Origin of the sequence: Streptomyces sp. NPDC088725, assembly GCF_044751305.1 — a bacterium.
In the GTDB taxonomy this organism is placed as follows: Bacteria; Actinomycetota; Actinomycetes; order Streptomycetales; family Streptomycetaceae; genus Streptomyces.
Map to the genome: position 1 here is coordinate 65007 of NZ_JBIVLO010000011.1, position 25828 is coordinate 90834.

Genomic DNA, 25828 nt, shown 5'->3' on the forward strand with positions numbered 1-25828 from the left:
GGCACGCTAACCCGGAGTGGCCACCGATTCCGGCACCTGAAGGGCGGCGACACGGGCACGGCGCGAACATAGGATCGGATGTTCGTCAGAACGTGTGATCACACTGGATTTCATCCTCTTCTCCCACTGCGGCGACTGATTCTTGTGGTGCGCGGGAGACGGGCTGCAGACCTCGACCGCGCAGTCCCATCCGTGGCAGTCCCACACATGCATGACGCATCAAGGAGAAAATCGCTCATGAACATCCTCACCAACGTGCTCGCCGGTCTCGTCCACCTCGTGGGCTGGCTCGTCTGACACGTCCCGCACTGAAAGCGGTGCCGCTGCTTCCCGTCCCAGGAAGCGGCGGCACTGCCGCGTCTCAGGGGGCGGCGGGCGCCAGCGCGCCGGCCTCCGTACCACCGGACCCGCTTGCCGAACCGGCCCCGGAAACCGCCCCGGAACCGGAGGTCTCCCCAGGATCTCCGGACATCACCGGCTCGGCCGGCCTGCTGTCCCTGCGGATCAGCGCGGCATAGCGCCCGTCCCGCGCCAGCAGTTCCTCATGGGTACCGCGCTCGGCCGTCCGCCCCCCGTCGAGGACGACGATCTGGTCCGCGTCCCTGATCGTGGAGAGCCGGTGCGCGATGGTGATCGTGGTGCGCCCCTCGGACAGGGCGTCGATGGCCTGCTGTACGGCGTGTTCGGTACGGGTGTCGAGGGCGCTGGTCGCCTCGTCGAGAATCAGGACCGGCGGATCACGCAGAATCGTGCGGGCGATCGCGAGCCGCTGCTTCTCGCCGCCGGAGAAACGGTAGCCGCGCTCACCGACGAGGGTGTCGTAGCCGTCGGGCAGCGAGACGATGTGGTCGTGGATCTGCGCCGCCCTCGCGGCCGTCTCCAACTCCTCGTCCGTGGCCTCCGGCTTGGCGAACCGCAGGTTCTCCGCGACCGAGGCGTGGAACAGATAGGTCTCCTGGGACACGACCCCGACGGCCCGTGCGAGGGTGTCGAATTCCAGGTCGCGTACGTCGACCCCGTCGAGCATGACCCGCCCGCCCGTCACGTCGTACAGCCGGGGCACCAGGTAGCTGAGCGTCGACTTGCCCGAGCCCGTGGGACCGACGACGGCGAGGCTGCTGCCCGCCGGGACCGTGAGGTCGATGCCGTCGAGAGTCGCGCCGCCCTTGTCGTCATAGCTGAAGCCGACCCCCTCGAAACGCACTTCACCGTCGACCTTGTCGAGCCTGACGGGGTGGTCCGCCTCGGTGATGTCCACTGGCAGATCGAGGTATTCGAAGATGCGCTGGAAGAGCGCGAGCGACGTCTGCATCTGCACGCCGGTGGCGAGCAGGCTCACGGCGGGCCGGAACAGGCCCTGCTGGAGCGAGACGAAGGCGACGAGCGTACCGATCGAGACGGCGAGGCCCTGGGTCTGGAGCGCCAGGCCCGCGACCCAGTAGATGACGGCCGGCATGGCGGCCATCACGATCCCGATGGTCGACATGCGCCAGCGGCCCGCCATGTTGGAGCGCACCTCGAGGTCGACCAGTTGCTCGGACTCGTCGGCGAAGGACTTGGTGAGCGAATCGGCCCGCCCCATCGTGCGCCCGAGGAGGATGCCGCTGACCGACAGCGATTCGGTGACCGTGGCGGCCATGGTGGCCATCAGCCGCTGGCGCTCGGTGGTGATCTTCTTTCGCTCGCTGCCGACCCGGCGGCTGATCCACACGAAGACCGGGAGCAGCAGCATCGAGACGATGGTGAGCCGCCAGTCCAGCGCGACCATCGCGACGACGGTGGCGATGACGGACGTGAGGTTGGAGACCAGCGACGTCGCGGTGGACGTCACCGTGGCCTGCATGCCGCCGATGTCGTTGGCGATCCTGGACTGGACCTCACCGGTCCTGGTCCTGGTGAAGAAGGCGAGCGGCATGCGCTGCAACTGCGTGTAGACGGCCGTGCGCAGGTCGTGCATGACACGCTGGCCGACTGTCGTGGAGATCAGGGTCTGGAGCACGCCGAAGACGCTGTTGACGATCGCGGTCAGGATCATGCCGAGCGCGAGCAGGCTGAGCAGCCCCGTGCGGCCCTGCGGGATCGCGGTGTCCAGGATCTCGCGGAGCAGGAACGGCGAGGCGACCGAGACCAGCGACGAGGCGCCGACGAGCAGGCCGACGACGGCGAGCCGGCCGCGGTAGGGGCGGAAGAGACCGAAGATGCGCCGCAGTTCGGGCGGCGACTCCGGCTGCTGCGCCTTCCCGCCGGGGCGAGGCGCGGGTGTCCAGGTGGACAGTTCGGATTTCATGGGCTCCTTCAGGAGGAAATACGGCGGCGACAGGGGCGACTTTGAGAGCCTAGCTCACAGTTACCTATGTACACAATGAACAAGATCCTGATAATGTTCCGGCATGAACAACCCCGACGCGGACGGCATGCTGGCCGAGCAGCTGCTGCGGCTCACCCGACGGATCAACCGCATCCAGACGCGCCACCTGGAGCCGATCGGCATCACCCCGGCGCAGGCCAGGCTGCTGCGCGCGCTCTCCCTCTACGAGCAGCCGCCGCGCATGGCCGATCTGGCCAAGCGCCTCGAAGTGGTGCCGCGCGCCGTGACGACCCTGGTCGACGGCCTGGAGGCCAGTGAGTGGGTCCGCCGCGTACCCGATCCGACCAACCGCAGGGTGATCCGGATCGAGCTGACCGACACCGGCAGGGACACCCTCACCTCACTGCGCGCAGCGCGCCGGTCGGCCGCGGAGAGCGTCCTCGCCCCCCTGACGGCCGAGCAGCGCGACGTACTGGGCGGCCTGTTGTCCGCGCTGGTCGACGGAGGCCCGCACCACCGTCACCCTTGCTGAAGGACGCCGCCACCGCCGCTGGCGGACCCCGTCACCGTCCCTGACCGACTCCGCGCCCCCACTGGCTCAATCGGAGCGCCACCGGCGAAAAGCGATTGCCCCTGACAGTCGAAAAGGCGAACCTTGCACGGTTTGGGCCACTCGACCAGTCATGGGACCTCATGAAGATTCGCGATCTTCCGTACGCCGATCCAGGAACCCCCGATGTCAGGTCGGGCCCGCGCTTTCTGCTGTGGCTCGGGCTCGGCCAGCTGGGCGGCCAGCTCAAGGCGCTGGCGTGGGGCCTGCTGCACCACCTGGGCGTCGCGGGGCTGCCGCTCGGAGCCGGGCTCGCCGTACAGGCGGTGGTCGACGGCTCCGGCAGGCGGCTCGCGCTCAGCGGCGGGCTCATCGCCCTCTTCGGTGTCGCGATCGCCGTCGGCGACACGATGCTGCACCGCACCGCCATCACCAACTGGATCACCGCCGCCGCCCGGCTCCAGCAACTGCTGGTCCGCAAGGCCGCGGAGCTGGGCTCGACCCTGACCCGCCGCGTCGCCGCGGGCGAGGTCGTCGCGGTCTCCACCGGCGACGTCGAGAAGATCGGCTGGTTCGTGGAGGCGGTCTCCCGCTTCCTGGCCGCCGCCGTCACCATCGTCCTGATCTGCGTGGGACTCGTCCTCTACCTGCCCGAGCTGGGCTGGCTCGTGGCCGCCGGCGTGCCGGTCCTCGCCCTCGCCATGCTGCCTCTGCTCCCCGTCGCCACTCAACGCGCCGACGTACAGCGGGAGAAGGCGGGCAGGGCGACGGAACTGGCCTCGGACACCGTCGCCGGGCTCCGGGTCCTGCGGGGCATCGGCGGCGAGGAACTGTTCCTCGGCCGGTACCGCGCCGCCTCGCAGGAGGTACGTCAGGCGGCGGTCCACAGCGCCCGTATGTGGTCGCTGATCTCGGCCGGCCAGGTCCTGCTTCCCGGCATCATGCTGATCTCGGTGGTCTGGTACGGCGCCCACCTCGCGCTGGACGGACGTATCGGCGTGGGCGCGCTGGTGACTGTCTACAGCACGGTGACGCTGATGCTGTTCCCGCTGGGGCGGTTCGAGGAGATCGCCATGGCGTACTCCTTCTCCCGTCCCTCCGCGAAACGCGCGGCGCGCGTGCTGGCGCTGCGGCGCACGTCGTACGACAGCGCGGCCGGCGGACCCGGCGGTACGACCGGCGCCGACGAGACCACGGCGCGTCCCGCCGGCGATCTGCACGACCCGGTGACCGGACTGCTCGCCCCGGCGGGACAGCTGACCGCCGTGGTGTGCGGCGACCCGGACGCGGCCGGCCGGCTCGCCGAGCGACTGGGCGGGCACCCGGCCGGCGAGGAGACGGCAGGCGGCGCGTCCGTGCTGCTCGGCGGGGTGGCGCTGGACGATCTGCCGCTGAGCACCGCGCGTGCTCGCGTGCTCGTCCAGGACAAGGATCCGGTCCTGCTCTCGGGGACGCTGGCGGAGCTGCTCGACGTACCGGGCTCGGGCTCCGTCCGCATCCGCGAGGCGCTGGCCGCCGCGCGGTGCGGCGACGTACTGGACGCGCTCGCGCAGGCGTCACCGGGCGGCAGCGGGGACCCGATGGGCGCGCGGATCACCGAGCGCGGCCGCTCGCTCTCCGGCGGGCAGCGCCAGCGTCTCGCACTGGCCCGCTCGCTGGTGACCGATCCGGAGGTGCTGGTGCTCGACGAGCCGACGTCCGCCGTGGACTCGCACACGGAGGCCCGGATCGCGGTGGGCCTGAAGAAGCTGCGGGCGGGGCGTACGACCGTGGTGTTCTCCTCCTCCCCGCTGCTGCTCGACGCCGCGGACCGCGTGGTGCTCGTCCACGAGGGCGCGGTCGCGGCCGTGAGCGCGCACCGCGAACTGGTGCGCGCGGACCGCCGCTACCGGGAGGTCGTCACGCGCGAGACCGAGCAGGAACAGGTCATGGAGCCGCGGGGACAGATCCTGGAGACGGAACTGGCGCCGACACGCGAAGAGATCGGGGAGACAGCATGATCGGCCTGGCACCACCGGACCACGACGCGGCGGCCCCGCGCTCGGCGACGACCCTGCCCGTCGGGACACCGGCGACGGTACGGGCCTACGTGGGCGGGCTGCTGCGGCGGCACCGTACCGCGTTCGTCCTGCTGGTCACCGTCAACGCCGTCTCCGTGATCGCGTCGATGGCGGGCCCGTATCTCCTCGGCGACATCGTCGACGACCTGTCGGAAGGGGTGCGCGAACTGCCGCTGGGGCGCACCGCCTGGGTGTTCGCGGTCGCGCTGGTCCTCCAGACGGTGTGCACCCGGACGGTACGGCTGCACGGCGCGATGCTCGGCGAGCGGATGCTCGCGGATCTGCGCGAGGACTTCCTCGTCAGGGCCGTCGGGCTGCCGCCCGGTGTGCTCGAACGGGCCGGGACGGGGGACCTGCTGTCCCGGATCACCACCGACATCGACCGGCTGGCGAACGCCATGCGCGAGGCGGTGCCGCAGCTCGCGATCGGCGTCGTCTGGGTGATCGTGCTGCTGGGCGCGCTCACCGTCACCGCGCCGCCGCTGGCGCTCGCGGTCCTCATCGCGCTGCCGCTGCTGATCACCGGCTGCCGCTGGTACTTCAAGCGGGCGCCCTCGGCGTACCGCGCGGAGGAGGCGGGTTACGCGGCTGTCGCCTCCGCGCTCGCCGAGACGGTCGACGCCGGGCGCACCGTCGAGGCGCACCGCCTCGGCGGGCGCAGGGTGGCGCTGTCGGAGGAACGTATCCGCCAGTGGTCGGCGTGGGAACGGTACACACTCTTCCTCCGGTCGGTGCTGTTCCCGGTCGTCAACCTCACGCACACGACGATCTTCCTCGCCGTGCTGGTCATCGGCGGGGTCTTCGTCCTCCAGGGCTGGATCGGCATCGGGCAGCTGACCACGGGCGCGCTCCTCGCCCAGATGCTGGTGGACCCGGTCGGCCTGATCCTGCGCTGGTACGACGAACTCCAGGTCGCGCAGGTGTCGATCGCCCGCCTCGTCGGCGTGCGCGAGATCGAGCCGGAAGCGGGCGACGAGACGGTGGTGCCGGACGGAAGGACCGTCGGCGCGGACGAGGTCAGCTTCGGCTACCGGGAGGGCGTCGACGTCCTCCACCAGGTCTCGCTGGACGTCCCGCCGGGCACCCGGCTCGCGCTGGTCGGCCCGTCGGGCGCCGGCAAGTCGACGCTGGGACGGCTGCTCGCCGGGCTGTACGGCCCCCGCACGGGCAGCGTCACCCTGGGCGGCGCGGAGCTGTCCCGGATGCCGGCGGAGCGAGTGCGGCAGCATGTTGCCCTGGTCAACCAGGAGCATCACGTCTTCGTCGGCTCGCTGCGCGACAATCTGCTGCTGGCCCGTACGGGCGCGGCGGACACGGAGCTGTGGGCGGCGCTCACGGCGGTCGACGCGGACGGCTGGGCGCGCGCCTTCGACAACGGCCTGGACACGGAAGTCGGTTCCGGGGGCACGGCCCTGACCCCGGCCCAGGCTCAGCAGATCGCGCTGGCCAGGCTGGTGCTCGCGGACCCGCACACCCTGGTCCTGGACGAGGCGACGTCCCTGCTCGACCCGCGCGCGGCCAGGCACCTGGAGCGCTCGCTGGCCCGGGTGCTCGACGGCCGTACGGTCGTGGCGATCGCGCACCGGCTGCACACCGCGCACGACGCGGATGTGATCGCGGTGGTGGAGCGCGGCCGGATCACCGAGCTGGGCAGCCACCACGACCTGGTCACGGCGGACGGCGCGTACGCGGCGCTGTGGCGTTCCTGGCACGACTGAGCCGGCGCGGCGCCGGCCCCTATATGCGCTGGGGGGCAGGTGTGGCGGTCATGGTCTGCCTTCCTCTGTCGGGAACGGCTTGAGTGTGGCAGCCACCACTGACATCGGGAGGGTCGGCCGAGACCGATCGGGACGCGGCCCGCCCGTAGGCTGCCTCCGTGCCTCTTCGCCCAGCCCGCGCCGCTGTCGCCGTCATGGTCGTACTCGCGGCCCTTGCCACCGCGTGTTCCGCCGCCGGATCGCGGCCTGCGCCCGGACCCGCCGGCAGCGGTTCCGGTGGTCCGGCGAAGGTACGGGTGCCGGCCGCGAACGTCGGTTTCGACTACCAGCTCGGCGGCGCGTACCCGCCCTCAGAGACTGTCCGGGCCGTGTCCCGCGACCGCGGCGAAAAGCCCGTCGGCGGGCTCTACAACATCTGCTACGTCAACGCCTTCCAGACGCAGCCCGGTGAAGCCGTCACCTGGTGGCGCAAACACCACCCGGACCTGCTCCTGCGGAACGATGACGGAGACCTGATCGTCGACGAGGACTGGGACGAGCCGCTGCTCGACATCTCCACCCCGGCGAAACGCCAGGCCCTGATGGATGTCGTCGGTCCCTGGATCGACGGCTGCGCCACCGCGGGCTACGACGCGGTGGAACCGGACAACCTCGACTCCTACGAGCGGTCCGGCGGCAGGCTCACCCGCCGGCACGCGGCCGCCTTCGCCCGGCTCCTGGCCGCCCGCGCGCACCGGCGGCACCTGGCCATCGCTCAGAAGAACACCGCCGGTCTGCTGCCGCAGCACGGGGACATCGGCTTCGACTTCGCCGTGGTCGAGGAATGCGGACGCTACGACGAGTGCGGTGAGTTCAGCGACGCCTACGACGCCAGGATCTTCGACGTCGAGTACGTGAAGAAGGATTTCACCGCCGCCTGTCGGGCCTGGGGAGCAGAGCTGTCCCTGACCCTGCGCGACCGCGAGGTCGGCCCCGCCGGCACGGACGGGCACGTCCACCAGTCCTGCTGAGCGAGCCGGATCTGCGGCGCGCGACCGCTGTGGGGGTGCCGGGACCACCGGTACCCCCGCGCCGGCTCAGACCCAGCCCATCGCCACCACTCCGCACAGGCCACCGACCACCATGAACGCCGGCATCAGCACCTTGTTCTCCACCCAGGCGCCCGCCTTGAACCGCATCACCTTCGGCGTGCCCAGGGCGTACCACCGCTTGTGGCCCACCGGTATGGGCCACAGGATCGGGCAGCCCGAGACCGTGATGGCGTCACCGATGTCGTGGACCAGCGCGCCGAGGATGATCGGCAGGCCGAGCCACATGTACTCCTGGCCCGGCCCGGTGAAGAGCCAGTCCGCGCCGTTGCCCGGCTGGTCCAGGGTGTTCGCCAGGCTCCAGGCGCTCGTCGCGCCGAGCAGCCAGACCAGGATGTCGCTGGAGACCCGCGCGGCCCGCCAGAGCAGGCCCTCCACCGCGAGCACCATGTGCACGAAGAGGATGAACAGCACCGCCCAGCGCCCGCCGAAGATCGCCATCGCCGAAGCGCCCGCGCCCACGAGGACAGCCCAGAGCCAGGTGTGGGTCAGGGTGCGGTGACCGCCTTTCCTGCTGGCGGAGTCGCCCTTCATCCGGGTCGCCTTGTACGTGGCGTGCGACAGCTTGTCGACGATCTCGCACATTCTCTTCGACACAGGACCGAACGCCCGCGAGATCGTCGCGGCCTTGTGGTCGAGGTCGGGGGCGAGCGCGGCGCCGGCGCAGATCAGCGCGCCGACGACCAGTACGGGCCACGGCATCGGATAGCCGGTTGCGGAGGCCACGGCTCCTGCCCCCAGCCAGGCCGCCGCCCCTGACAAAGAGTGTGCCGGTCCCATCATGGTCGTATCCGCCCCATTGCTGTTGTGTACAGGCTCAGTTGACACGCCAGCGTATCCCTCATGATCTTCGGTCCCACATCCGGTTCCCCTCCGGGGGCAGAAGGCAGGCAAGATGGGGTGGTGACCCTTATCGATCAGCTGCCGCCGGACGCCGACCCCGACACCCTCTTCGAGGCTTTCTCCACCTGGGCCGAGGGCCAGGGCATCACGCTCTATCCGGCCCAGGAGGAGGCTCTGATCGAGGTGGTGTCCGGGGCGAACGTGATCGTGTCCACGCCCACAGGATCCGGGAAGAGCCTGATCGCGGCCGGCGCGCACTTCGCCGCGCTCGCCCAGGACAAGGTCACCTTCTACACCGCGCCGATCAAGGCGCTGGTCTCCGAGAAGTTCTTCGACCTGTGCAAGCTCTTCGGCACCGAGAACGTCGGCATGCTCACCGGCGACGCCTCCGTCAACGCGGACGCGCCGGTGATCTGCTGCACCGCCGAGGTACTCGCCTCCATCGCCCTGCGCGACGGGAAGTACGCCGACATCGGCCAGGTCGTCATGGACGAGTTCCACTTCTACGCGGAGCCGGACCGCGGCTGGGCGTGGCAGATCCCGATCCTGGAGCTGCCGCAGGCCCAGTTCATCCTGATGTCGGCGACGCTCGGGGACGTGTCCCGCTTCGAGGAGGACCTGACCCGCCGCACGGGCAGGCCCACCTCCGTCGTACGGTCCGCGACCCGCCCGGTCCCGCTGTTCTACGAGTACCGCCTCACGCCGATCACCGAGACGCTGACCGAGCTGCTGGAGACCAGGCAGTCGCCGGTCTACATCGTGCACTTCACGCAGGCCGCCGCCGTGGAGCGGGCGCAGTCGCTGATGAGCATCAACATGTGCACGCGCGAGGAGAAGGACAAGATCGCCGATCTCATCGGCAACTTCCGCTTCACCACCAAGTTCGGCCGCAATCTCTCGCGTTACGTGCGCCACGGCATCGGCGTGCACCACGCGGGCATGCTGCCGAAGTACCGGCGGCTGGTCGAGAAGCTGGCCCAGGCAGGCCTGTTGAAGGTCATCTGCGGTACGGACACCCTCGGGGTCGGGGTCAACGTCCCCATCCGCACGGTGCTGTTCACCGCGCTCACCAAGTACGACGGCACGCGTGTACGCACGCTGCGCGCACGGGAGTTCCACCAGATCGCCGGCCGGGCCGGGCGCGCCGGATTCGACACCACGGGGCTGGTCGTGGCACAGGCGCCGGAGCATGTGGTCGAGAACGAGAAGGCGCTCGCCAAGGCCGGCGACGATCCCAAGAAGCGCCGCAAGGTGGTGCGCAAGAAGGCGCCCGAGGGGTTCGTGGCCTGGTCGGAGACGACCTTCGACAAGCTCATCGGTTCCGACCCCGAGCCGCTGACCTCCCGGTTCCGGGTCTCGCACACCATGCTGCTCGCCGTCATCGCCCGTCCCGGCAACGCGTTCGAGGCGATGCGGCATCTGCTGGAGGACAACCACGAGCCGCGCAGGCAGCAGCTGCGGCACATCCGGCGGGCCATCGCCATCTACCGTTCGCTGCTGGACGGCGGAGTGGTCGAGCGGCTGGAGACTCCGGACGCGGAGGGCCGTATCGTCCGGCTCACCGTGGACCTGCAGCAGAACTTCGCGCTGAACCAGCCGCTTTCGACGTTCGCCCTGGCCTCGTTCGAACTGCTGGACCCCGAATCCCCTTCGTACGCTCTGGACATGGTCTCGGTCGTGGAGTCCACGCTGGACGACCCGCGCCAGATCCTCGCCGCCCAGCAGAACAAGGCGCGCGGCGAGGCGGTCGGGGCGATGAAGGCGGACGGTATCGAGTACGAGGAGCGGATGGAGCGGCTTCAGGAGGTCACGTACCCGAAGCCCCTCGAAGAGCTGCTGGTCCACGCCTACAACACGTACCGCACGAGCCACCCGTGGGTCGGCGACCATCCCGTGTCGCCCAAGTCCGTGATCCGGGACATGTACGAACGGGCTCTGACGTTCACGGAGTTCACGTCCCACTACGAGCTGGCCCGCACCGAGGGCATCGTGCTGCGGTATCTGGCGGGCGCCTACAAGGCGCTCGAACACACCATCCCCGACGACCTGAAGTCGGAGGATCTGGAGGATCTGACGGCCTGGCTCGGCGAGATGGTCCGGCAGGTCGACTCCAGCCTTCTCGACGAGTGGGAGCAGCTGGCCAACCCCGAGGTGGAGACGGCCGAACAGGCGCAGGAGAAGGCCGATCAGGTCAGGCCGGTCACGGGCAACGCCCGCGCCTTCCGCGTCCTCGTGCGCAACGCGATGTTCCGCCGCGTGGAGCTGGCCGCCCTCGACAAGGTCGGCGAACTGGGCGAGATGGACGGCGAGTCGGGCTGGGACGCGGACCGGTGGGGCGAGGCGATGGACGCGTACTGGGACGAGTACGAGGACATGAGCACGGGCCCCGACGCGCGCGGCCCGAAGCTGCTCGCCATCGAGGAGGACCCCGAACACGGCCTGTGGCGCGTACGGCAGACGTTCGCCGACCCGAACGGCGACCACGACTGGGGCATCAGCGCGGAGGTCGACCTCGCGGCCTCCGACGAGGAGGGCCTTGCCGTCCTCCGTGTCACCGCCGTGGGCCAGCTCTAGGTCGTGTCTTCAAAGTGGCGTCGTCCGCCCGGAGGGCGGGGCCTCCGGCCAGACGCCACTTTGAAGACACGGCCTGGACCCGCCACCACACCGGAGGAAACCGCACCATGACAAATCCCGCCGAGCGGCTTGTCGATCTGCTCGATCTGGAGCGGATCGAGGTCGACATCTTCCGCGGCCGCAGCCCCGACGAATCCCTGCAACGGGTCTTCGGCGGGCAGGTGGCCGGGCAGGCGCTGGTCGCGGCTGGACGTACCACCGACGGGGACCGTCCCGTCAACTCGCTGCACGCGTACTTCCTGCGGCCCGGCACGCCCGGTGTCCCGATCGTCTATCAGGTCGAACGCGTCAGGGACGGACGGTCGTTCACGACCCGCCGGGTCACCGCCGTCCAGCAGGGCCGCACGATCTTCAATCTGACGGCCTCCTTCCACCTGCCGGAACCGGGCGGCTTCGAGCACCAGTTGCCGCCGCGCCTCGACTTCCCCGATCCGGAGACCCTGCCGTCGGTGTCCGACGAGGTACGCGAGCATCTCGGCGAGCTGCCGACGGCGCTGGAGCGGATGGCCCGCAGGCAGCCTTTCGACATCAGGTACGTCGACCGGCTGCGCTGGACGCGGGAGGAGATCAAGGACACCGACGCGCGCAGCGCGGTGTGGATGCGCGCGGTGGGCCCGCTGGGCGATGATCCACTGGTGCACACCTGCGCGTTGACCTACGCGAGCGACATGACGCTGCTGGACGCGGTACGGATTCCGGTGGAGCCGCTGTGGGGGCCGCGGGGCTTCGACATGGCGTCGCTGGACCACGCGATGTGGTTCCACCGCCCGTTCCGCACGGACGAGTGGTTTCTGTACGACCAGGAGTCCCCGATCGCCACGGGCGGCCGGGGGCTGGCCCGCGGCCGGATCTACGACCGGGAGGGCCGGCTGCTGGTCTCCGTCGTGCAGGAGGGGCTGTTCCGGCCGCACACCGCCGTGCAGACCGCCGCACCGTCCACCGCGCGGTAGGCACATCAGCCGTACCGGTGGTGGCGGCGCTCCGCCGCCGGGTATATCACCGACAGAGAACGCCCGTACCAAGGAGACATCGATGAGCCTGTACGACATCCCGCTGCACACTCTCTCCGGCGAGCCCACCTCCCTGGCCGCCTACGAGGGCAAGGCCGTCCTCGTGGTGAACGTCGCGTCGAAGTGCGGCCTCACACCGCAGTACGCGGGTCTGGAGCGGCTCCAGCAGCAGTACGGCGAGCGGGGCTTCACCGTTCTCGGCGTACCGAGCAACCAGTTCGCGGGCCAGGAGCCGGGCACCGCCGAGGAGATCCAGACGTTCTGCTCGGCGACGTACGGCGTCAGCTTCCCGCTGCTGGCGAAGACGGATGTGAACGGGGAGACCCGGCACCCGCTGTACGCGGAGCTGACGAAGACCGCCGACGCCGAGGGCGCCGCCGGCGATGTCGGCTGGAACTTCGAGAAGTTCCTGATCTCCCCGAAGGGTGAGGTCGTCGCCCGGATCCGGCCCGGCACGGAGCCCGAGGCCCCCGAGGTCGTCGCGGCCATCGAGGCGCAGCTCCCGGCCTGACCTGCCGAAGGCTCTGCCCCCGGTCCGCGCGGGGACCGGGGGCGGAGCCGTACCGGGATCCAGGGTCTGTCTGTACAAATCCCGCCTGGCTCGCGACGCCTGGCACGCACACTCGCCGCGTGGTCGGAGTCGCCCGAGTGCGTCCAGTACGCGGGCGATCCTCCGCCTTGCGATGCACGCACCAGACGCCGCGAGCCCCACCCTTCGGGGGACGGCGCTATGTGCCGGACAGGCCCTAGCGGATCGGCATTCCCGACAGCGTGCGGGCGATCACCAGGCGCTGGATCTCGCTCGTCCCTTCGAAGATCGTGTAGATCGCGGCGTCCCGGTGCATGCGCTCCACCGGGTATTCGCGGGTGAACCCGTTGCCGCCCAGAATCTGTACGGCCTGCGCGGTGACCTTCTTCGCGGTCTCGCTCGCGTACAGCTTCGACATGGAGCCCTCGGCGGAGGTGAACGGCTTGCCCGTGGCCGCCATCCAGGAGGCCCGCCAGACCAGCAGCCGTGCGGCGTCGATGTGGGTGCGCATGTCGGCGAGCTGGAAGGCGACGCCCTGGTTGTCGATGATCGGCCGGCCGAACTGGCTGCGGGTCCTGGCGTAGTCGAGAGCGACCTCGTAGGCGGCGCGCGCGGTGCCCACCGCCATCGCGCCGACGGCCGGGCGTGACGCCTCGAAGGTGGCCATGGCCGCGTTCTTCACGCGCTCGCCGCCGGGCGACGCGGCCCGCTCGCGGGCCCTGGCCAGCCGCTCGTCCAGCTTCTCCTTGCCGCCGAGCAGGCAGTCGCCGGGGACACGGACGTCTTCGAGGACGACCTCGGCGGTGTGGGAGGCGCGGATGCCGTGCTTCCTGAACTTCTGTCCCTGGGACAGCCCCGGGGTGGCGGGCGGGACGATGAAGGACGCGTGGCCCTTCGTGCCCAGCTCCGGGTCGACGACGGCGACCACGACATGGACGTTGGCGATGCCGCCGTTGGTCGCCCAGGTCTTGGTGCCGTTGAGCACCCACTCGTCCTTCGCCTCGTCGTACACGGCGCGGGTGCGCATGGCGGAGACGTCGGAGCCCGCGTCGGGTTCCGAGGAGCAGAACGCGGCGAGCTTCACGTCGTTCGCGTCGCCGTACATCTGCGGCACCCAGGTGCCGATCTGTTCGTCGGTACCGTTGGCGAGGACGCCGACGGCGGCCAGCCCCGTACCGACGATCGACAGGCCGATTCCGGCGTCGCCCCAGAACAGCTCCTCCATCACCACAGGGAGGCCGAGGCCCGTGGGGTCGAAGTACTGCTGGGCGTAGAAGTCGAGGGAGTAGACACCGATCTTGGCGGCCTCCTGGATCACCGGCCAGGGTGTCTCCTCGCGCTCGTCCCACTCGGCGGCCGCCGGTCGGACGACGTCCGCGGCGAAGCCGTGAAGCCAGTCACGGACCTGCTTCTGGTCATCGTTGAGTTCGAGCGTGAACTCGGCCATGTTGCCCTCCAGCTGCGGTGACTTCATCCGTCTGCACATGCGTTACTTACGGTAACAGCAGTCTGTTACTCGCAAGTAGCCGGTGTCAACCGATCACGGTCCGGTCCGCGTCGCGGGCGGACAGGGTGTTACGTTGCCAAGGCGTCACGGACATCGCAGGGCGGGGAGAGCACGATGAGCACCACACAGCAGGCCGAGCAGCAGCGGTCGACGAAGGAGAGACGGCGACAGCTCCTGGAGGCCGCGGACCGGGTGGTGCTCAGGGACGGTCCCGGGGCGTCCATGAACGCCATCGCCGCCGAGGCCGGCATCACCAAGCCGATCCTCTACCGGCATTTCGGCGACAAGGGCGGCCTGTACCGCGCGCTCGCCAAGCGCCACACCGACGGGCTGCTGCTGGCCCTGCGTGCCGCGCTCGACGCGCCCGCCGACCGCCGCCGGCGGGTCGAGGCGACCCTCGACACCTATCTCGCCGCGATCGAGGCGCGTCCGCAGGTCTACCGCTTCCTGATGCATCCGGAGGACACCCTGCCCGAGCAGGGCTTCGACATGGGCCGCCACTCGGCGCCGCTGCTGCGGCGTCTCGGCGAGGAACTGGCCAAGGTCATTGAAGAACGGGTCGAACTCGGCCCGGAAAGCGCGCAGTTGGCGCGGGTCTGGGGCCATGGCATCGTCGGCATGATGCACGCGGCAGGTGACTGGTGGCTCGGCGAACGCCCTTGTTCACGCGAGCAGTTGGTACGCAGTCTGGCAGACCTGCTGTGGGGAAGGCTGGCCGAGGCGGGCAACCGCCCGGACGGCCCGGGGTTCTGAGCCGCCCGCCTCCCGGGGATCACGGTCCCGCACACGCCTGAGCCGCCGTTACGCGGGCCCGGAGGCTCAGCTCCCGCTCCCGGAGCTCAGCTCCGGCTCCAGGGGGCGCGGTGCGCCGTACGGAGTGTCCTCGCCCGGCGCCACCCGGTCAGCCGGTCGGGGTAGACGGTCCCTTCGAGATGGTCGCACTCGTGCTGCAGACAGCGCGCGAAGAACCCGGAGCCCTCGATCCGTACCGGCTCACCTTCCACCGTCACGCCCTCCACCACGGCGTGGTCGTACCGCTCCGTCCCCGCCTCGATGCCCGGCAGCGAGAGGCAGCCCTCCGGGCCGCGCAGGACGAGGCCGTCCGCCGCGGTCAGCCGGGGGTTGACGAGGTGTCCGAGATGGCGGACGTCCTCGTCGTCGGGGCAGTCGTAGACGAACACCCGCAGAGGAACACCGATCTGGTTCGCCGCCAGTCCCACACCGCGTGCCGCGTACATCGTCGCGAACAGGTCGTCGACCAGGGCGGCCAGTTCGGGACCGAAGCGGGTCACGGGTTCGCACGGGGCGTGGAGCACCGGATCGCCGAGCATCCTCATGGCTCGTACTCGCCCGGCGGCGCCGGGGATCGGACGTTTTCGCATGACGGTCAGGGTACGGTCCTCGGTGACCTCTGCCTTCTGCCGGTGCCACGGTTCGGGCCCCTGGCCGGATCTCGATAGGCTGACCCACGGACCGATGCGAGGAGGACCAAGGACGATGTCAGGCAACACGGACCCGCTGTCGCCGCGGGCCAAGCTGGCCGTGACGGCGGGCAAGGCGGCTGCGGCGGTGTCGCGCGCGGCCGGCCGCGGCAGCGGCTCGGTGATCGGCGGGAAGGTGGCGCTCAGACTCGACCCCGATTTGCTGGGGCGGCTGGCGCAACACCTCGATGTCATTCTCGTGTCGGCGACGAACGGCAAGACCACGACCACCCGGCTGATCGCCGAGGCACTGGGCGCGGCGGGACCTGTGGTCTCCAACGCCCTGGGCGCCAATATGCCGGCCGGCATCACGTCGGCGCTGGCGGGCGGCTCCGAGGCCAGGTACGGCGTGATCGAGGTGGACGAGAAGTACCTCGCCGGAGTGGCACGCGACACGACGCCGAAGGCGATCGCGCTGCTCAACCTCTCCCGCGACCAGCTCGACCGCGCCGCGGAGACCCGCATGCTCGCCGAGAAGTGGCGGGAGGGACTTGCCGGTACGAAGGCGGTCGTCATCGCCAACGCGGACGACCCGCTGATCGTCTGGGCGGCCTCCTCCTCCCCCAATGTGGTGTGGGTGGCCGCGGGCCAGGAGTGGAAGGACGACGCCTGGTCGTGCCCGTCCTGCGGCGGTGTGATGCAGCGCCCCGGCGACGACTGGTTCTGCGGCGAGTGCGGATTCCGCAGACCCGCTCCGAGCTGGGCGCTGCACGGCGACCACGTACTCGACCCGCACGGCTCGGCCTGGCCGATCCATCTGCAGCTGCCGGGCCGCGCCAACAAGGCGAACGCCGCGACGTCCGCCGCGGTCGCCGCGACGTTCGGGGTGCCGCCGCAGGTGGCCCTGGAGCGGATGTACCGGGTGCAGGCCGTGGCGGGACGGTACGACGTGGTGTCGTTCCTCGGCCGCGATCTGCGACTGCTGCTGGCGAAGAACCCGGCGGGCTGGCTGGAGACGTTCTCCCTGATCGACGGGCCGCCGACGCCCGTCATCCTCGCCGTCAACGCCCGTGGCGCGGACGGGACGGACACGTCGTGGCTGTGGGACGTCGACTACACGCGGCTCGCCGGTCACCCGATCTTCGTCATCGGTGACAGGAAGATGGACCTCGCCGTGCGTCTCGAAGTGGCGGGCCTCGACTTCCGGGTCTGCGAGACCGCCGACGAGGCCGTACAGATGGCACCGCCCGGACGGATCGAGGCGATCGCCAACTACACCTCGTTCCAGGACCTGCGCCGCCGCGTGGGCAATTGAGACACCACGATGGACCCCTTGAAGCCGGCCCTCATGAAGGACGAGCGAGCATGAGTAACAACAGCCTGCGCCTGGTGTGGATCTACCCGGACCTGCTGAGCACGTACGGGGACCAGGGCAACGCCCTGGTGGTGGAGCGCCGGGCCCGGCAGCGCCGCCTGAATGTGACCCGGGTGGACGTGCGCAGCGACCAGCCCGTGCCCACCTCCGGCGACATCTATCTGATCGGCGGCGGCGAGGACAGGCCGCAGCGGCTGGCCGCGGAGCGGCTGCGCCGTGACGGCGGGCTCAGCAGGGCCGTCTCCAACGGCGCCATCGTGTTCTCGGTGTGCGCCGGCTACCAGATCCTCGGCCACGAGTTCGTGAACGACCTCGGCGAGCGCGAGGCGGGGCTCGGACTGCTCGACGTGGTCTCGACCCGGGGCGAGGGCGAGCGGTGCGTCGGTGACGTACTGGGCGACATCGACCCGCGTCTCGGCCTGCCGCCGCTGACCGGGTTCGAGAACCACCAGGGCATCACACACCTGGGCCCCGCTGCCCGGCCGTTCGCGCGGGTCTCGCTGGGCCGGGGCAACGGCACCGGGGACGGCACGGAGGGCGCGTACAACGACACCGTCTTCGGTACGTACATGCACGGTCCCGTCATGGCCCGTAACCCGCACATCGCGGACCTGCTCCTGAAGCTGGCCCTCGATGTCAACGCGCTGCCGCCCACCGACGACCGGTGGTACGACGCGCTGCGGAACGAGCGCATCACGGCGGCGACGCAGCCCGCGTAAGCACCGCAGGGGGCCTGTCCAGCAGTCGGACGCCGGGTTCGGCCCCCCGCCGGTGCGCCGGTAGGCTGACGGTGATCGGGTCCGGACAAAGCGGTCCGGACGTCGGCCCACTTTTTGCGAAGGTAGTCCGGGCAATGCGAATTGGTGTGCTCACCTCAGGCGGCGACTGTCCCGGCCTCAACGCCGTGATCAGGTCGGTCGTCCACCGCGCGGTCGTCGACCACGGCGACGAGGTGATCGGCTTCCACGACGGCTGGAAGGGCCTCCTGGAATGCGACTACCGCAAGCTCGATCTTGAGGCGGTCGGTGGCATCCTCGCCCTCGGCGGGACCATCCTCGGCTCCTCCCGTGTCCAGCCCGCACACCTGCGTGACGGGGTGGAGCGAGCCAGGGGCCATGTGGCCGACCTCGGTCTCGACGCGATCATCCCGATCGGCGGGGAGGGCACCCTCAAGGCCGCCAGCCTGCTCTCCGAGGCCGGGCTGCCGATCGTCGGTGTGCCGAAGACCATCGACAACGACATCGCGTCGACCGATGTGACCTTCGGTTTCGACACGGCCGTCGGTGTCGCCACCGACGCGCTGGACCGGCTGAAGACCACCGCCGAATCCCACCAGCGTGTGCTGATCGTCGAGGTCATGGGCCGCAACACGGGCTGGATCGCCCTGCACTCCGGCATGGCGGCGGGCGCCCACGCCATCGTCGTACCCGAGCGGCCCTTCGACATCGGCGAGCTGGCCACGCTGGTCGGCAAGCGGTTCTCGGCGGGCAAGCGGTTCGCCATCGTGGTCGTCGCGGAGGGCGCGAAACCGCGTGAGGGCTCGATGGAGTTCGACGTCGGCGCCAAGGACATCTACGGCCACGAGCGCTTCGCGGGGGTCGCCAGGCAGCTCTCCATCGAGCTGGAGGAGCGGCTGGGCAAGGAAGCGCGACCGGTGATACTCGGCCACGTGCAGCGCGGCGGCACCCCGACGGCGTACGACCGCGTCCTCGCGACCCGCTTCGGCTGGCACGCCGTGGAGGCGGTGCACCGCGAGGAGTTCGGCATGCTGACGGCGCTGCGCGGTACGGACATCGTGATGGTGCCGCTGGCGGAAGCGGTGCAGACGCTCAAGACGGTGCCCGCGGAGCGGTACGCCGAGGCGGAGTGCGTGCTCTGACCGCCTGAGAACGCCCCACGGAACCGCCCCCGGTCGCAGCCGCGACCGGGGGCGGTTCTACTCTGGTGCGGACAAGCGGTACGAATCCACAGCGGTACGAACCAGACAAGCGGTACGCGCCACACGCGGTATGCCCACACGCGGTACGCGGCACGAGTGGCACGCGGCAGGACGGCCCCACAGGAGAGCGCGAATGGATCACGGCGGGCACGGCATGACGATGGATCTGCCGCCGTTCACGCTGGGGCGCGGTCTCCAGTACTCCCCCGACTACTTCTTCCTGATCGGCTGTCTGCTGGGGCTCGCCCTGTACGGCTGGGGTGTGCTGCGACTGCGCCGGCGCGGGGACAGCTGGTCCCCGGGGCGTACCGTCTCCTTCGCCCTCGGTGTGCTGACGATCGCCGTGACGATGTGTACGAAGCTGAACGACTACGGCATGGTCATGTTCAGCGTGCACATGGTCCAGCACATGATCATCAGCATGGTCTCGCCGATCCTGCTGCTGCTCGGCGCTCCGGTGACGCTGGCACTGCGCGCACTGCCGGTGGCGAGCCGGCGGGGCCGCAAGGGTCCGCGCGAACTGCTGCTCGTGCTGCTGCACAGCCGGTTCGTGCAGGCCGTCTCGCACCCCGCCTTCACCATCCCGCTCTTCATCGCGAGCCTGTACGGGCTCTATTTCACACCGCTTTTCGACTTCCTCATGGGCTCGAGGGCCGGGCACATCACGATGATGGTGCACTTCCTGGCGGTCGGTCTGGTCTTCTTCTGGCCGATCATGGGGGTGGACCCGGGGCCGAACAGGCCCGGTTATGTGATGCGGATGCTGGAGCTGTTCGCCGGGATGCCGTTCCATGCCTTCTTCGGTATCGCGCTGATGATGGCGAGCGAGCCGATGGTCGACGCGTACCTCGACCCTCCGGCGTCGCTGGGCATCGACGCGCTCACCGACCAGAGCGCGGCGGGCGGCATCGCGTGGGCCTTCAGCGAGATCCCGTCCGTACTGGTCCTGATCGCCCTGGTCTACCAGTGGTACCGCTCGGAACAGCGCCAGGCGCGGCGCTCCGACCGGGCCGCCGACCGGGACGGTGACAAGGAACTGGCGGCGTACAACGCGTATCTCGCTTCGCTCCAGACCCGCGGGCAGTAGCGCGAACCCCCCTTCACGGGCGACTATGGCGTCCACGGTCTTGGCCGGGAGGAGACGCATATGTCCGGATCCGCGAAGACGATGGGTGTGGTCACGGTAGGTGCGCTGGTCGTGGTGACCGCGTACACCGCAGCGCTCGGAAGCAATGGATGGCTCTGGTTCGGCTGGGTGGTGCTGGGCCTGGTCACCCTCGGGCTCGTGGTCGCACGCGGCCACTGACAGCGCCGATCACGCGAGAGGGCCGGGACGCTCCGTGCATCCCGGCTCTCTCGTGCTCTCACGACCCGGCCGACGTTCACGCAACCCTTCGGTTGCACCGGGGACCTCATAGTGCAACCCTTGAGTTGCACAAGCTGATCGTGTTGATCGAGTGGAGGAGGTTCCTCTCATGTCCGGTACCGATGACCGCGTCGAGCGGGAGATCAGCATCGCCGCTCCCGTGGAGCGGGTGTGGTCCGTCCTCACCGAGCCCGAGCACGTCGGCCGGTGGTTCGGAATGGGCGCACCGACACCGATCGACCTGCGTCCCGGCGGCATCATGCGCCTGGACCACGGCAAGGGCCACGACTTCCCGACGACGATCGTGACGGTCGACCCGCCGCACTGCTTCTCGTACCGCTGGGCGAGCGGCTACCCCGGAGTGGTGGCGGACGAGGGCAACTCCACCCTGGTCGAGTTCACGCTCGTCCCCGAGGGGGACGGCACCCGGCTGCGGGTGGTGGAGTCCGGCTTCGCCGATCTCGTCGTCCCGGAGGCCACGAGGCACGACGCCTCCAGGGAGAGTCACACGACGGGCTGGGCGACCATGACCGAGCGGCTTCAGCAGTACGCCGAGCAGCCCGTCGCATGAGCCGCACACCGCGCACCGGTCCGGACGCGGACCCCGGCGAGGCTCCCCGCCCCGGGGAGCCTCAGGAGCCGGTGACCGAAGTCCTGGCCGCGCTGGCGGATCCGACCCGCCGCCGGATACTCGACGCCCTCGCCGCGCGCGGCGAGGCGACGGCCACCGTCCTGGCGACGGAGCTGCCTGTCAGCCGGCAGGCGATCGTCAAGCATCTCGCGGTCCTGGACAGAGCCGGGCTGGTCACGGGGCGCCGGGAGGGGCGCGAGGCGCGGTACGCGGTCGCTCCCGCGCGGCTCGGCGCCACCGCCCGGTGGCTAGACCGCAAGGCCGCGGAGTGGGACGTACGGCTCGCGGCGATCAAACGTCTGGCGGAGGCCGCGGAAGCCGCCACCGGTGCGGACGCCCGGGAGGCCGCCGGTGGCGGACGTACGGACGGACCCCGGCTCGCGTAGAGCCGGGGCCCGTCCGCGCGGGCCGCGTGATCAGTACCCGCACTCCTAGTGGTCGGCCCGGTGGCCGTCGTGCAGGTGCGTCGCGCCCTTCCCGTTCGGGCCCTGGTTCTGCTTGGCGTTCGGCGTACCGCCACCGCTCTGGAGCGAGTTGAGGATCGCCATGCCCTGGCCGACCAGACTCGCAGCCATCTCGTTCACCCCGTCCGTGCCGTTGAGGACGGTCACGTTCGCCCCGGCGATGCCGCGGGACGCCGCTTCCGTCAGCGCCGGAAGGTTCTCGACGATGCGGTTGGCCGCGATCAGTTCCTGGTTGCCGTCCTTCAGCGACGCCGCCCGGACCGAGTTCGCGTCCGCCTGTGCCTGGGCGAGCGTGCGCTCGGCGTACGCGGAGCCGTCCGCCTCGAACTTCGCCTGGTCACGGGCGGCCTCGGCGAGGGTGCGCTGCCGGTACGCCTCGGCGTCGGCCGGGCGCCTGACCTCGGCTTCGAGCCGCTGGGCGGCCAGTTGGGCCTCTCGCTGGGCCAGCGCGGTCTGTTCCTCGATGACTTCCTGGGAGGCCCTGGCCTGCGCGAGCGGTCCCGCCTGTGCGGCACGGGCGTTGGACTGTTCCGTCTCCGCCAGGAAGCCGGCCCGCTTGATCGCGGTGTCCCGCTCGTACTCGAACTTCAGCGCCGCCGCCTGCTGTTCGCGCTCGGTCGCCTCCTGGTCCGCCTTGGCCTGGGCGATCCGCGCCTGGGACGCGACCGCCGCAGCGTGCGGCGCGGCCAGGTTGTTGATGTAGCCGGTGGCGTCGTTGATCTCCTGGATCTGGAGGGCGTCCACGACGATGCCCAGCTTCTCCATCTCGCTGTGGCTGCCCGCCTTCACCTCCTGGGCGACCCGGTCACGCTCGCGGATGATCTGTTCCACGGTAAGGCCGCCGATGATGGAGCGCAGGTGACCGGCGAAGATCCGGCCCACCAGCTCCTGCATCCGGTCCTGTTCCGCCAGGAACCTGCGGGCCGCGTTGGCGATCGACACGGCGTCGTCGCCGACCTTGAAGACCGTCACCGCGCGTACGTTCAGGCGAATGCCCTGCTGGGTGACGCAGTCCTCGATGATTTCCGCCTCCCGCAACGCCAGCGACAGCATGCGGGCTTTCTGCTTGATGGGCAGAACGAAACTCCCGTGTCCGGTGACGATCCGGAACTGGGTGTCCTGCGCCTGACGTTTGGAGCCGGAGATGAGCATTGCCTCGTTGGGCGCGGGTACATGCCAGAACAGCATGAGCACTCCTGTCGCACTGCGTGGTCACGATGGCTCTTCGGGTTCCGGAGAAGGTTCGAAGAGAATTCGGAACGAATGAGGGTTCATGAAGGAAAGGGCTCCACGATCACCGACCGAGCGGAAATGCTCTCGGTGACGATCACCCGTATGTGTCTGCCGATGGGGCTTTCCGACCAGGCCGCGTAGGCCTCGGAACCACCCCGTACGGCCACCAGTACCTCGCCGGGACCGTCCGCCGGGATCGGCACCGTGACCCGGCCGATCGCGCCGACCGGGCTCTGCCCGGAGTCATCTGCCGCGCACATACGTCGTTGCCCCGCCCGTTCCCTTCAGGACCGCCTGCCGGACCGTCATGGGGTGACCACGCCTTCTGGAGGGCCGCGCCTCCGACCTCGTCCACCACCGAGGACGCCCTCGGCGAACCGGCCGACGGCGACATGCCCTCGATTCCTTCACACTACTCCGCGAGGTGTCAGGAGGGCGTCACTCTGAGCAAGGCCGACGGCGTGTACACGGCCGGGATCCGGCCGTGCGCGTCCTCACAGCCGGCCGGCCTCCACGATCCGGCGCAGGAACTGCCTCGTACGGTCCTCCTGCGGCTCTCCGAAGACCCGCTGCGGTGTGCCGCGCTCCAGCACGACGCCACCGTCCAGGAAGCACACCTGGTCGGCGACCTCCCTGGCGAATCCCATCTCGTGCGTGGCGAGCACCATCGTCATGCCCTCGTCCTTGAGGTCCCGTACGACCGAAAGCACCTCGCCGACCAGCTCCGGGTCGAGCGCGGCGGTGATCTCGTCGAGGAGCAGCAGCCTGGGCCGTACGGCGAGGGCGCGGACGATGGCGGCGCGCTGCTGCTGACCGCCGCTGAGCCGGTCCGGGTACTCCCCCGCCTTGTCGCCGAGACCGAGGCGGACGAGCAGTTCCCTGGCCCGGTCCTCCGCCTCCTCGCGCGGGACCCCGAGGACGCGGCGGGGCGCCAGGGTGATGTTCTGCAGGACCGTCATGTGCGGGAAGAGGTTGTACGCCTGGAACACCACGCCGATCCTGCGCCGTACGGCGTCGTGGTCGGCCCGGGGGTCGGTGATCTCCTCGCCGTCGAGGAAGATCGCCCCGTCGTCGATCTCCTCCAGCAGGTTGGCGCAGCGCAGCAGCGTCGACTTGCCGGATCCGGAGGCACCGATCAGCGCGGTCACGGTGTGCTGGGGCACGTCGAGGGAGACGTCGCGCAGGATGACGCGGTCACGGCCGAAGGTCTTGCGCACGGACTCCAGACGCAGCACGGGACCGGCCGACGGTCCGGGTGTCGCTTCGGCGGTCATACGGTTCCTCCCTGGGCGCGCCTGCGGTCCATCCTGGCCGTGACCCAGTCGGTGAAGCGGGTCATGGGGATCGTCAGGGCCACGAAGACGAGGCCCGCGACAACGTACGGCGTGTAGTTGAAGTCTTTCCCGGCGATGATCTGGGCCGCGTAGACGGCGTCGACCGCGCCGGCGATCGAGACCAGCCCGGTGTCCTTCTGGAGCGACACGAGGTCGTTGAGCAGGGGCGGCACCACGCGTCGTACGGCCTGCGGGAGGACCACGTAGCGCAGGGTCCTGGCGCTGGACAGCCCGAGCGAGCGTGCCGCGGCGCGCTGCGAGGGGTGGACGGATTCGATGCCGGCCCTGAAGACCTCCGCGACGTAGGCGGAGTACGTGAGGACGAGCGCGGTGCCGCCGAGCGTCACGGGGTCGGTGGTGACGCCCTGGAGCCGCAGCGCGGGTACGCCGAAGACGACGATCAGCAGGCAGATGATCAGCGGCAGGCCCCGGAAGAAGTCGGTGTACGCGGTGGCCAGCGCGCGGACCGGGAAGAAGACCGGGCCGCGCAGCGTGCGGGCGACCGCGAGCAGCAGGCCGAGCACGAGTACGCACACGCCGCAGACGGCGAGCAGCCGCAGGTTGAGCAGGAGCCCGTCGAGGACGTCGGGCAGCGCGATGCGGGCGTATTTCGCGCTGAAGAACGTCTCGCGGGTGCGCTGCCAGCCGGGCGAGCCGGTGATGACGAGGTAGAGGACCGTGCCGGTGACCAGGGTGGAGAGCGCGGCGACGGCGCTGGCCCGGCGCGCGCGGGCACGTTTGTAGCGCTCGCGCTCCAGCCGGCGTTCGGAGGGCCTGTAGTGGTCGGAGGCCGCGTCCTGGTGCGCGGCCTCCGCCGTCTCCTGGGCACCGGTCACTTGAGCACCGGCGCGTTCACGGCGTCGGACAGCCACTGCTTCTCCAGGGCGGCGAGCGTGCCGTCGGCGCGCAGGCCGTCGACGGCACGGGTCACGCAGGAGGTGAGTGCGCTGCCCTTGTCCAGGACGAGTCCGAACTGCTCGGTGGGCCCGCTGGACGTGGCGAACTGGCCGACGACCTTCGCCTCCGGGACCTCGGCGGAGGTGATGTAGAAGCCGGTGGGCAGGTCGACGACGATCGCGTCGACCTGGCCGTTGCGCAGAGCGGACTTGGCGAAGTCGTTCTTCTGGAACACGGCGGGCCGCTGCTTGGGCTTGATGATGTCGTTGATGGTGTCGAGGCTGGTGGTGCTCACCTGCGCGCCGAGTTTGGCGCCCCTGAGATCGGCGACGGTGGTGGCCTTGGCGTACGGGGAGGTCTTGAGCGCGACGACGGCCTGGCGGACGTCGTAGTAGCCGGAGGAGAAGTCGACGGCCTTCTTGCGGTCGTCGCTGACGCTGACTTGGTTGATGTCGAAGTCGAAGTTCTTGGCGCCCGGGGCGAAGGAGTTGTTGAACGGGACGGTCTGCCAGACGACTTGGTCCTTCTCGTAGCCGAGCGCCTTGGCGACGGAGTACGCGACGGCGGACTCGAATCCCTTGCCGCTCGCCGGGGCGTCGTCGAGGAACCACGGGGCGTAGGCCGGCTTGTCCGTACCGACCGTCAGCTTGCCCTCGGCGGCCGTGGCCAGCGTGCCCTTGTCACAGGAGGACGCGGCGGAGGACGGCGCGCCGGCGGAGGCGCCGGCGGATGTCGACGCCTCCTGCGGGGCGCAGCCGGTGGCTGCGACGGCTATGACAAAGAGGGCGGGGAAGCCGATTCCGGCGCTGAGCTGCATGGCGGGAGAATCGCACTGTGCGGGGGTGTTTGTCGAGATCAGCGCGTTGCGAACGTATGAATTCGGCAGATCTGGGTCGGCATTGGTGTGGTGTTCCGGGGTGC

At 70.1% G+C, this 25828-nt stretch carries 24 protein-coding genes; 15 read left to right on the plus strand and 9 right to left on the minus strand.

The features are described from left to right. Positions 1-361: 361 nt before the first annotated feature. Positions 362-2287, minus strand: coding sequence for an ABC transporter ATP-binding protein (locus ACIP6N_RS24860; protein WP_401818941.1), 1926 nt, complete (start codon positions 2285-2287; stop codon positions 362-364). A 103-nt stretch (positions 2288-2390) separates the two neighbouring features. Between ACIP6N_RS24860 and ACIP6N_RS24865 the strand changes: the two genes are divergently transcribed. The 4 genes from ACIP6N_RS24865 (at position 2391) to ACIP6N_RS24880 (ending at position 7646) form a co-directional block, all read left to right on the plus strand. Next, positions 2391-2840 carry a MarR family winged helix-turn-helix transcriptional regulator gene (locus ACIP6N_RS24865; protein ID WP_401818943.1) on the plus strand — a complete coding sequence of 150 codons (450 nt, stop codon included), beginning with the start codon at positions 2391-2393 and terminating at the stop codon, positions 2838-2840. A gap of 161 nt (positions 2841-3001) precedes the next feature. Further along, on the plus strand, positions 3002-4858 hold the full coding sequence (locus ACIP6N_RS24870) for an ABC transporter transmembrane domain-containing protein (RefSeq protein WP_401818946.1): 1857 nt from the start codon (positions 3002-3004) through the stop codon (positions 4856-4858). Then, the gene (locus ACIP6N_RS24875; RefSeq protein WP_401818948.1) at positions 4855-6636 is read left to right on the plus strand and encodes an ABC transporter ATP-binding protein; all 1782 of its coding nucleotides are present in this window, start codon (positions 4855-4857) and stop codon (positions 6634-6636) included. The genes ACIP6N_RS24870 and ACIP6N_RS24875 overlap by 4 nt, the downstream gene beginning before the upstream one ends. Positions 6637-6794: 158 nt before the next feature. Then, positions 6795-7646: an endo alpha-1,4 polygalactosaminidase gene (locus tag ACIP6N_RS24880; protein WP_401818949.1), complete on the plus strand. Its 852-nt coding sequence runs from the start codon at positions 6795-6797 to the stop codon at positions 7644-7646. A 66-nt stretch (positions 7647-7712) separates the two neighbouring features. Here the strand turns inward: ACIP6N_RS24880 and ACIP6N_RS24885 are convergent, their stop codons facing one another. Next, a complete protein-coding gene (locus tag ACIP6N_RS24885; RefSeq protein WP_401818951.1) occupies positions 7713-8507 on the minus strand; it encodes a metal-dependent hydrolase in 795 nt (264 codons plus the stop codon). A gap of 60 nt (positions 8508-8567) precedes the next feature. Here ACIP6N_RS24885 and ACIP6N_RS24890 point away from each other — a divergent pair, with 60 nt between their 5' ends. The 3 genes from ACIP6N_RS24890 (at position 8568) to ACIP6N_RS24900 (ending at position 12722) form a co-directional block, all read left to right on the plus strand. Next, positions 8568-11141 (plus strand): DEAD/DEAH box helicase, encoded by a 2574-nt coding sequence (locus ACIP6N_RS24890; protein ID WP_401818952.1) that lies wholly within the window; start codon positions 8568-8570, stop codon positions 11139-11141. A gap of 107 nt (positions 11142-11248) precedes the next feature. Further along, the gene (locus ACIP6N_RS24895) at positions 11249-12151 is read left to right on the plus strand and encodes an acyl-CoA thioesterase (protein WP_401818954.1); all 903 of its coding nucleotides are present in this window, start codon (positions 11249-11251) and stop codon (positions 12149-12151) included. Between the two features lie 82 nt (positions 12152-12233). Further along, a complete protein-coding gene (locus ACIP6N_RS24900) occupies positions 12234-12722 on the plus strand; it encodes a glutathione peroxidase (protein WP_401818955.1) in 489 nt (162 codons plus the stop codon). Positions 12723-12957: 235 nt separating this feature from the next. Here the strand turns inward: ACIP6N_RS24900 and ACIP6N_RS24905 are convergent, their stop codons facing one another. Next, positions 12958-14187, minus strand: coding sequence for an acyl-CoA dehydrogenase family protein (locus ACIP6N_RS24905; protein WP_401819266.1), 1230 nt, complete (start codon positions 14185-14187; stop codon positions 12958-12960). A 174-nt stretch (positions 14188-14361) separates the two neighbouring features. Between ACIP6N_RS24905 and ACIP6N_RS24910 the strand changes: the two genes are divergently transcribed. Beyond that, on the plus strand, positions 14362-15000 hold the full coding sequence (locus ACIP6N_RS24910) for a TetR family transcriptional regulator (protein ID WP_401818958.1): 639 nt from the start codon (positions 14362-14364) through the stop codon (positions 14998-15000). 86 nt (positions 15001-15086) lie between these two features. Here ACIP6N_RS24910 and def read toward each other — a convergent pair whose 3' ends face one another. Next, positions 15087-15629: a peptide deformylase gene (gene def, locus ACIP6N_RS24915; RefSeq protein WP_401818961.1), complete on the minus strand. Its 543-nt coding sequence runs from the start codon at positions 15627-15629 to the stop codon at positions 15087-15089. A 115-nt stretch (positions 15630-15744) separates the two neighbouring features. On the opposite strand from def, the gene ACIP6N_RS24920 reads away from it, so the two are divergent. The 7 genes from ACIP6N_RS24920 to ACIP6N_RS24950 all read left to right on the plus strand — a co-directional run bounded on the left by ACIP6N_RS24920 (position 15745) and on the right by ACIP6N_RS24950 (position 21365). Next, entirely contained in the window at positions 15745-16983 is a 1239-nt protein-coding gene (locus tag ACIP6N_RS24920; RefSeq protein WP_401818964.1) for a MurT ligase domain-containing protein, read from the plus strand. Positions 16984-17033: 50 nt separating this feature from the next. After that, positions 17034-17762 carry a type 1 glutamine amidotransferase gene (locus tag ACIP6N_RS24925; protein WP_401818965.1) on the plus strand — a complete coding sequence of 243 codons (729 nt, stop codon included), beginning with the start codon at positions 17034-17036 and terminating at the stop codon, positions 17760-17762. Between the two features lie 134 nt (positions 17763-17896). After that, the gene (locus ACIP6N_RS24930; protein WP_401818968.1) at positions 17897-18922 is read left to right on the plus strand and encodes a 6-phosphofructokinase; all 1026 of its coding nucleotides are present in this window, start codon (positions 17897-17899) and stop codon (positions 18920-18922) included. A 193-nt stretch (positions 18923-19115) separates the two neighbouring features. Next, complete coding sequence (locus ACIP6N_RS24935) at positions 19116-20069, plus strand: cytochrome c oxidase assembly protein (protein WP_401818970.1); 954 nt, start codon at positions 19116-19118, stop codon at positions 20067-20069. Positions 20070-20129: 60 nt separating this feature from the next. After that, complete coding sequence (locus ACIP6N_RS24940; protein WP_401818971.1) at positions 20130-20288, plus strand: hypothetical protein; 159 nt, start codon at positions 20130-20132, stop codon at positions 20286-20288. A 169-nt stretch (positions 20289-20457) separates the two neighbouring features. Then, positions 20458-20919, plus strand: a complete 462-nt coding sequence (locus ACIP6N_RS24945) for an SRPBCC family protein (RefSeq protein ID WP_401818974.1) — start codon at positions 20458-20460, stop codon at positions 20917-20919. A 71-nt stretch (positions 20920-20990) separates the two neighbouring features. Continuing rightward, on the plus strand, positions 20991-21365 hold the full coding sequence (locus tag ACIP6N_RS24950; RefSeq protein WP_401819268.1) for an ArsR/SmtB family transcription factor: 375 nt from the start codon (positions 20991-20993) through the stop codon (positions 21363-21365). Between the two features lie 45 nt (positions 21366-21410). On the opposite strand, the gene ACIP6N_RS24955 is transcribed toward ACIP6N_RS24950, so the two are convergent. The 5 genes from ACIP6N_RS24955 to ACIP6N_RS24975 form a co-directional block, all read right to left on the minus strand. Further along, positions 21411-22631 carry an SPFH domain-containing protein gene (locus ACIP6N_RS24955; RefSeq protein WP_401818977.1) on the minus strand — a complete coding sequence of 407 codons (1221 nt, stop codon included), beginning with the start codon at positions 22629-22631 and terminating at the stop codon, positions 21411-21413. An 83-nt stretch (positions 22632-22714) separates the two neighbouring features. Then, a complete protein-coding gene (locus ACIP6N_RS24960; RefSeq protein ID WP_401818979.1) occupies positions 22715-22936 on the minus strand; it encodes a hypothetical protein in 222 nt (73 codons plus the stop codon). A 234-nt stretch (positions 22937-23170) separates the two neighbouring features. Then, positions 23171-23950: an amino acid ABC transporter ATP-binding protein gene (locus ACIP6N_RS24965; RefSeq protein WP_401818982.1), complete on the minus strand. Its 780-nt coding sequence runs from the start codon at positions 23948-23950 to the stop codon at positions 23171-23173. Next, positions 23947-24846 (minus strand): amino acid ABC transporter permease, encoded by a 900-nt coding sequence (locus ACIP6N_RS24970; RefSeq protein ID WP_401818985.1) that lies wholly within the window; start codon positions 24844-24846, stop codon positions 23947-23949. The genes ACIP6N_RS24965 and ACIP6N_RS24970 overlap by 4 nt, the downstream gene beginning before the upstream one ends. Then, complete coding sequence (locus ACIP6N_RS24975) at positions 24843-25724, minus strand: ABC transporter substrate-binding protein (RefSeq protein WP_401818988.1); 882 nt, start codon at positions 25722-25724, stop codon at positions 24843-24845. Before ACIP6N_RS24975 ends, ACIP6N_RS24970 begins: the two co-directional genes overlap by 4 nt. Between the last annotated feature and the right edge of the window lie 104 nt (positions 25725-25828).